The following is a 1983-nucleotide window of genomic DNA, read 5'->3' on the forward strand; positions in this document are numbered from 1 at the left end:
ACCAGCCGCGCCAGAACCAGTCGAGGTCGGTGCCGGAAGCGTCTTCCATGGTACGGAAGAAGTCGGCCGGGGTCGGGCGCTTGAACTTCCAGCGCTCGGCGTATTCCTTGAAGGCGAAGTCGAACAGTTCGCGGCCCAGGATGGTCTCGCGCAGGATATTCAGCGCGGTGGCCGGCTTGGCATAGGCGTTGTTGCCGCGCTGGATGGTCGATTCGGCATTGGTCATCACCGGCACCTGGTTGGTGCTGCGCATGTAGTCGACGATGTTGCGCGCTTCGCCGCGGCGCGCCGGATAGTTGTCTTCCCAGGCTTCCTCGGCCAGGAACTGCAGGAAGCTGTTCATGCCCTCGTCCATCCAGGTCCACTGGCGCTCGTCCGAGTTGACGATCATCGGGAAGTAGTTGTGGCCCACTTCGTGGATGATCACGCTGATCAGGCCATACTTGGTGCCCTTCGAATAGGTCAGTTCTCCGGTCTTCTTGTCCTTGACCGGGCGCCCGGCGTTGAACGAGATCATCGGGTATTCCATGCCGCCGATCGAACCGTTCACCGAGATCGCGGTCGGGTAGGGATAGTCGAAGGAATACTTGTTGTACTGCTCGAGGGTGTGGATCACGGCCGCCGTCGAATAGCGCTCCCACAGCGGGTTGCCTTCCTTCGGGTAGTAGGACATGGCCATCACGTCCTTGTCGCCGCTCTTGATGGCCTGGGCGTCCCAGATGAACTTGCGGCTCGAGGCGAAGGCGAAGTCGCGCACGTCCCTGGCCTTGAAGTGCCAGGTCTTGGTCGCTTTGGAACGCAGCTTTTCAGCCGCTTCGGCTTCCGCCTGGGTCACGATGACGACCGGCTTCCTGGCGGTACGCGCCTGGCGCAGGCGCTCGCGCTGGGCGCTGGTGAGCACCGTATCGGCGTTCTGCAGTTCGCCGGTGGACGCGACGATGTGGTCGGCCGGGACGGTGATCTGCACGTCGTAGTCGCCGAACTCCAGCGTGAATTCGCCGTCGCCCATGTACTGCTTGTTCTGCCAGCCCTTGACGTCGTAGTAGGCAGCCATGCGTGGGAACCACTGGGCGGACAGGAAGATGTCGTTACCGTCGTCGAACTTTTCAAAGCCGGTGCGGCGGCCGACCACGTTCGCTTCGGGGATGTTGAAGGTCCACGCCAGGTTGAAGGCGACGCGCGCGCCCGGCTTGAGCGGCTGCGGCAGGTCGATCCGCATCATGGTCTTGTTGACGGTGTGGCGCAAGGCGCGGCCGTCGCTGCCGGTTACGCTGGTGACCTGGATGCCGCCTTCGAAGCCGCGCTGTGCGAGGACCGATTTCAGGGTGTCGAACTTGACGCCGTCGCTGCCGCGGGCTTGCCAGGCTTCGCGTGAGGGCAGGGTCGCGATGCGGCGGTTGTCCGAATCGTTGCGGAACATGTTCTGGTCCAGCTGCACCCACAGGTAGCTCAGCGTGTCCGGCGAATTGTTGGTGTAGGTGACGGTGCCCGAGCCGGTCACGGCGCGCTTGTTCTCGTCGAGGGTCGCGCGCAGGCGGTAGTCGGCGCGCTGCTGCCAGTAGCGGTGGCCCGGCGCGCCCGAGGCCGTGCGGGTCTCGGTGGCGGTCGGCAGCAGTTCGTCGAGCTGGCGGAACTTGTCGTCGAAGGCCGGCGCGGCCGCAGTGGCGTGGATGGTGGTGGTGGCCAGGAACAGGGTGGCGATCACGGCCTGCAGTTGTTTCATTTTCATTCTATTCGGTCGCTCAATAAAGAAACGGCAGGGCGCGCAGCCCTGCCGGTGATGGGCGCATTGCGCCCATGTGTTCAACGATTCTTACTCGGCCTTCGGCGCCTCGTCCTTCTGGTCTGCAGCCTTCGGCGGCGCCAGCTTGGTCTGGTAGTCGCGCATCAGGTTGTTGGCCGGCTCGCGCTCGGACTTGAACAGTTCCAGGCGCGACGGCGTCGGCTTGGCCGGCCAGGAGTTGTTGCTCACGTCGATGTCGG

At 63.9% G+C, this 1983-nt stretch carries 1 protein-coding gene; it reads right to left on the reverse strand.

Features of this window, described 5'->3' with window-relative positions:
- On the reverse strand, positions 1–1723 hold a 1723-nt coding region (locus AB3347_RS25815), incomplete at its 3' end, for a M1 family metallopeptidase (RefSeq protein WP_369094514.1).
- Between the last annotated feature and the right edge of the window lie 260 nt (positions 1724–1983).

The sequence above is a fragment of the Massilia sp. X63 genome (assembly GCF_041023745.1).
Lineage (GTDB): Bacteria > Pseudomonadota > Gammaproteobacteria > Burkholderiales > Burkholderiaceae_D > Telluria.